Genomic DNA, 6,076 nt, shown 5'->3' on the forward strand with positions numbered 1-6,076 from the left:
TTTCTAGCCGCTCAGAATTTTCAAGGTTAATTATAAAGGGGCTTCGGCCTCTTTTTTTTACAGGTTTTTTTATGAAGAGAATGATTCTAGTGTCATTGATTGGTCTTTCAGCTTCTGGGGCCTACGCTTCGGATTTGAACTATGGCGGGCCGTATTCGCAAATGAAAGTTAAGCTATGTTCAGATACCCCACCTTCACGTTCCATTTTGCCTGACGGTAGCCTAATTTGTGACGATAACCCGCCCACTAACGATACATATTGCACTGGTGGTTTTGTCTATGCCGATACAGACATTTTTAATTGCGGCTCTGAGGTTGAGCAGGACGGGGATTTAAATAATAACGGCATACCTGACAATGATGAAGATTGGGACGGTGACGGGCTTGTGAATGGTGTTGACCCTAACCCCACTCTTAACGACAACGCGGAGCTTGATGAGGACAATAACGGAATACCCGACAAACTTGATCCTTTCTTTGATTTGTACAAAGCAAGCCGACCCGAGTTTATAAAATGCGACGCTCAGGACCGTGATTGCCAGAGCTCGAATACAGCTATCTACAGTCTTGCTAATGCCAATCGAGATTTAACGCGAATTATTAATCATATGGCTGAGGGTAATACTAGTAAGCAGTTCACAAGGACGCTTGAGAACCTACGCCAGACAATGACCTTTCAAGAAGTCGAGACTCGAAAAGAGCTAAAAGATTTGGAGCGCGCTATTAATAATATTGATGGTGGTGTCGATAACTCGGGGATTATTAAAAAAGGTTTCTCTGATATGGAAACTGGTTTCGCCAATATGGAAACCAATTTTGATGATTTGGATTATAACGTTTTTAGAACGATGAGTAATATTTCATCTATTGATAGAGGAATGACAAGTTTAAACACCCAAGTTAATGGTGTTCATGGCCATTTGGACGAAACTAAATCCGACATTATCAGCGCAATTAATAATGGTACTGGCGGTTCTGGTCTTACTCAAACTCAAAAAAATCAATTAAAAAATGCAGCGAAAGCCAATGCTAATCAAAAGCTAATCAAAGAGCTGAGAACTACTGTTGGTGAAAATGGTTATACCCTTTCTAGGATTAAAAACGATTTAGGCAATGTTTCCGATGATGTTAATCAAAATACTAACGAGAAATTCAATCAATTAAGCGAGCAAATAGCGGCTGTTTCTGGCGGTCAATCAACGGTTGATTTGTCCGGTGTTGAATCAAGCATCGATGCCCTATCAGATAAGATTGACGGTATTGAAGGCGGTGGTAATGGTGAGGGGCTCGCTGAAATATCCAGTAAGTTAGACGGCTTGGCTACTGGTGTCACTGACATAGGTGACTTATTGAAAAGTGTGGATGCTTCCAAAGCAGGTATAGACGGTACTTGTATTCAAGGTGGCACTTGTCAGGGGTTTTATGAATCGGCTTATGAGGGGGATTTGAGCACTGTTGTAAGTAGTCAGTTAGATGCGATGAAAACTAGCATTGTTGATCCTTTTGTATCGAGTTTTGGCAATATTGATTTAAGCGGTGCGCAACGTCCAAAGTTCGGTTTGCCTGTTCCTTTTTACGGTTATATGTCATTTGATGATTACATTGATATGGACTGGATATTTGGATTTTTACGTTTCATTTTTCTTGCGTCTACGGCTTTCTATTGTCGTCAGATTATTTTCGGGGGGTAATGTATGGACTGGATAGTAACGTTATTTAATAAGCTAATTGAGTTCATGTACCAGTTGCTTTTGAGCCTTATTACCATGTTGAAAGATATGGTTTATTGGGTTGTTGAGCAATTTATGGAGGTCGTTAATTCTGCTCTATCTTCTGCTGTAGCTTTGTTTCAGCCTGTCGATGTCGGTCAATATTTACAATCTATTCCACCTAATGTCGCTTGGGTCATGGGCGCCGTTGGCTTACCTCAGTGTTTGAGCCTGATTATATCGGCCATTGCTTTGCGCATGATTTTACAATTGATTCCATTCACGAGGTTAGGTTCGTAATGATCTACTGTATCGCAGGACGACCACGTAGCGGTAAAAGCTATGAGAGTGTCGCTTTCCATATTATTCCCGCTATCAAGGCTGGTCGAAAAGTCGTTACCAATGTGACTTTAAATGTGCCCTATTTTCAGAAAGTCTTTGGTAATGACGTATTGGATTTGATTGAAGTTGTGGACGGTCAGTTAAACCAATACGGCTCTATGGATAGACCGTTTTCAAAGCTTGAGGACTACATAAACGATTGGAGGGATGCCGATAACAAAGGTCCCCTATTTGTGATTGATGAAGCTCATATGGTTCTGCCAAATAAGCAGCTAGATAGCAAAATACTTGAGTTCTATTCTCTTCATGGTCACTACGGCATAGATATCATCTTGTTAACTCAGAATCTAAGGAAGATTCACAAAGACGTTCGCGATATGGTTGAAATGACTTACTACTGTGCCAAGAATACCGCTTTCGGTAGTAAGAATACTTACACCAAGAAAGTGAGGATTGGTGCAACAACTGAAGTCGTCAATGAAGAACAGCGCAAATATAAGAAAGCGTTTTTTCCTTTCTATCAGTCTCATACGCAAAGCAGTGGCAGCGTGGCCGAAGCCATGAGTAATGACATTAAGCCAATCTGGCATCGATGGCCGTTTTGGATGGGCGGATTTTTACTTGTGGCGGGTGTCATTTTTAATATTTACGCGTGGTCTGGCAGTGATAAGGAATTAGAACCGGTTCTAAAGCCTGAACAAAACAATGTTGTTGAGCCTGCCCAGGTTTCAGTTCCCAACGGTGTCCCAGGTCAAACAGTTAAATCTACAAAAAAGTCTTCTGGTTTCGGTCCCCTTGATGAGTTTGATTTGTTTGTCACTGGTTATGCTCGTCAGACAGCTTGGCAAGATGTCACTCAAAACCTTGTCGATTTTCAGAACTCTTTTGTTCGTATCTATATCGAGGTTCGTCAGAATGACAGTAAGCTATTCACTTTTAGTCAATCGGAGCTGATAGAAATGGGATATGGTTTTAAGGTTTTAGCTGATTGCGTCTATCGAGTAACTTGGGGTGATTCAGTTAAGATTTTGACGTGTGTTGAGTCCAAAGAAGATAACCCTGCTAATGATCCTTTTGATTTCGGTAAGGCCGTAAAAATCTAACCACCTCTTAGTCTATCAACCGGATGTTAAACGGAACTGTATTGTTGAAGCTATATAGTCGCCCTACCTCATTAGAACGATTTAGGGCTTAGCATGTTATTGATATTTCAATCATAAACTCATGGCTGATAAGATATTTTAATTCTTTTATTTTATGAGACCTATGATATGGAACATTTGCCTAACTTAGTTTTTCCTATCCTAATGCTGTTTTTTGCATTTGTGATTTTATGGAAGTTGGTAGGACTACTCGTACGTAACATGACGAAAACAAACACTGATAGTCCTGCTACTCATTATCAGTACCAAGCCATAGATAAACTTGCCACATCAAATGAGCTAACCTTTTATCAAGCATTAATCGTTGTAACAAAGGGCAAACATACTGTTTTTACTAAGGTGCGAATTGCTGATTTGATGACGCCAAGGAAAGGAGTTCATGATAAAAAGACATGGTGGCGAGCGTTTAACGCAATAGCCAAGAAACATGTAGATTTTGTACTTTGCGATCCATTGACGCTTGAAGTTAAATGCTTAATTGAGCTAGACGACTCAACTCACAATCGACCAGACAGAGTAGCAAGAGATAAGTTAGTTGATATGGCCGCAGCTTCCGCAGGGATTGAACTGAAGCACTTCAAAGTTAAAAACAAGTATGACTATTTCGAATTAGAAAAAGAGCTCTATGGGGTGAGCGATGCGCCACAGCCTGAAAGTATTTATACTCAATAGATATCGATGAACAAGCCCCGCAGGGATAAGGGCACTCGATGTGGTTCTTGGGTATACAGTCCCAAATGCCCGATAAGCAGCGAAGCGTAGCTATCTTGTTGAAACCACTTAACCGCCCTGCCTCATTGCCAAGATCACCCTACCAGAGCCTCACAATACCAGTGGGGCTTTTTGCTACTGCAACCCATAGAACTTTCAGCGTTGATGCTTTCGGTAGCTTTGGTTCGCAGCTCGTTGGGAGGGACCCGTTTCGTCGGGAGGGTCCCAACGAGTTGCGGGCCAACAACCCCCGTGTTGTATCACGGGGGTAAATTCGACCTAGCTATCAGCACTCACACACCCCTGCTTTAGTTGCAAGCTTGCGCGCTAGCTCTCTAACGCAACTATATAATGATGTAAAACTTTAGAGCTATGAACCATTTTTTAAGTCATAAGTGATTGTTATCAAATGCTATTACTTAGTAGAATTACACATATAAATAACAGGTGTTTATGTTTACATTTGAGTGTCTATTAAACAGCAGGAGATAAGTTTGGCAGCTAAGTTTAAGACAAATAAAAGCTTACAACCTAAAGTAATACTAGAAAAGTTAGATAGTATAAAAACAGTTGTCGATGGAAAGGTTTCATTTTCTAGCTTTGAATACCACGATGCAAAAGCAGCTTTGGAAAGTATGATTGAATTTCCGAAAGCAGCTAAAGACTTAAATAAAAGTCGCCTTGTTTCTAATGCTGTTAGAGAAGCAGCTAAAGCCTCAGTAATAGAAGAAAGTGCGTTTATAAAACAAGTAAACCAATGTATTAAAGATGAATTTTCTTCACGACCCAATACCTACTATGTACTTACATCAGTTTCTATTTCAAATGTTGGCATCAGAAAAATCGCTTTAGATGATTGCCTATTTAAGTTTTACAAAACTAATTTTCCAAGAAAATTCAAAAATAGAAAAGACTCGATTTTATCGAAAAATAGCGGTAGTAAAGAGGTTGAGTCATTAGGATATACAAAGATCGTTATTGAGATAACCGCTAAATCAGAGCAAGTCGCTGTAAGTAAGGGATTGAGAGCTCTTGATCAATTAAGGTCTTTATACAGCTTATTCTTAAATAACATAGCTGAGCATATCGGGAATGAATGGGAACCTATAAACAAGATGAGGCTTGGGGAATACCATACAGTTCACAGAGAGGACGGAACCATATATCCAGATATGTTTTGGTATGACCCGACTTATATATATACGTCACCTGTTAGTTCTCAACATATCGGCAACATAGTAAAGAATATAAGGTACATTATTGGTAAGCAAAAAAAGCTTCATCATACCTATAGGGCTTTACTTAATGAATCACTTCTTCGTTATGTTCGCGCTTTTGATGAGCAAAACCAAAACATTGCAGTTATGAGAGCTTGGGGGGCATTAGAGGGGGTTGCTGCACCGAAAGAGAGTAATTGCGATTCTGTAACTAAGCGTTGTGCTTTTCTCTTTGATGAACCTGAATACCATAAGCAAATATTGGAGCACGTTCGTGAGTATCGTAATAAAAACGTACATGCCGGAGAAGAAAGCAATACAGCAAAAAATCACGGGTTTCAAATTCAACGCTATTTTAAGCAACTGATTCTTTTCCACATTCATCATGCTGGTCACTTTGACCGAATTAGTGATGCAAATGCTTTTTTAGATTTGCCTACTAATAAAACAAAGCTGTTAGCTAATCATAAGATTATACAAAAAGCTTTACAATTCAGGGGCTATAAGTCTTAACAAGTCTAGTTGGGTAAAAAGCCGACCCCACTTTCATAGGTTCGGCTTTTTTCTCCTTGATATGACCAAAAAGGAGGATTGGTTAATACAACAAATAAGGTACTTCTTTGTTCCAATCGCAGTTACTTTAACAACCAACATTACTCTTAGTAAATCAGTAACAATGAGTATTGGAACTCAATCTAAAAGAACCATACTTTTCTAATGCTATTTCTTTATGTTGGCTATCGCTCTAGCGATTCCAAGAAGATGTGTTGAAGTCTTTATCTCTAATTCAGATTGAATCCCTAAAAGCGCTATCCCTGCCAAAATTTGTTGTGGTCTAACGACTTGGCCTGTAGGTAGCTCCATCCTGTCGTATAGCATTTTGAACTGTTCCCAATCTTCACTAATGCTTAGTTCCTGTAGTGGTCAACTGATA

5 protein-coding genes and 1 pseudogene are annotated in these 6,076 nt (G+C 39.7%); 5 read left to right on the forward strand and 1 reads right to left on the reverse strand.

Translation table 11 applies throughout. The annotated features are described in order from the left end of the window. The first annotated feature begins 71 nt into the window (after positions 1 to 71). The 5 genes from AB4133_RS07515 to AB4133_RS07535 all read left to right on the forward strand — a co-directional run bounded on the left by AB4133_RS07515 (position 72) and on the right by AB4133_RS07535 (position 5,655). Complete coding sequence (locus AB4133_RS07515) at positions 72 to 1,691, forward strand: hypothetical protein (RefSeq protein ID WP_372224155.1); 1,620 nt, start codon at positions 72 to 74, stop codon at positions 1,689 to 1,691. Positions 1,692 to 1,694: 3 nt separating this feature from the next. Continuing rightward, the gene (locus AB4133_RS07520; protein ID WP_048612095.1) at positions 1,695 to 2,009 is read left to right on the forward strand and encodes a DUF2523 family protein; all 315 of its coding nucleotides are present in this window, start codon (positions 1,695 to 1,697) and stop codon (positions 2,007 to 2,009) included. Further along, positions 2,009 to 3,154, forward strand: a complete 1,146-nt coding sequence (locus AB4133_RS07525) for a zonular occludens toxin domain-containing protein (RefSeq protein WP_372224156.1) — start codon at positions 2,009 to 2,011, stop codon at positions 3,152 to 3,154. Before AB4133_RS07520 ends, AB4133_RS07525 begins: the two co-directional genes overlap by 1 nt. A gap of 168 nt (positions 3,155 to 3,322) precedes the next feature. Further along, complete coding sequence (locus tag AB4133_RS07530; protein WP_048612097.1) at positions 3,323 to 3,886, forward strand: DUF2726 domain-containing protein; 564 nt, start codon at positions 3,323 to 3,325, stop codon at positions 3,884 to 3,886. Positions 3,887 to 4,419: 533 nt separating this feature from the next. Then, positions 4,420 to 5,655 carry a hypothetical protein gene (locus AB4133_RS07535; protein ID WP_372224157.1) on the forward strand — a complete coding sequence of 412 codons (1,236 nt, stop codon included), beginning with the start codon at positions 4,420 to 4,422 and terminating at the stop codon, positions 5,653 to 5,655. A 207-nt stretch (positions 5,656 to 5,862) separates the two neighbouring features. Here AB4133_RS07535 and AB4133_RS07540 read toward each other — a convergent pair. Continuing rightward, positions 5,863 to 6,060, reverse strand: a pseudogene (locus AB4133_RS07540) (regulator); the annotation flags it as partial. Positions 6,061 to 6,076: the final 16 nt, after the last annotated feature.

Origin of the sequence: Vibrio sp. 10N.286.52.F8, from assembly GCF_041468745.1 — a bacterium.
GTDB lineage: Bacteria > Pseudomonadota > Gammaproteobacteria > Enterobacterales > Vibrionaceae > Vibrio > Vibrio crassostreae_C.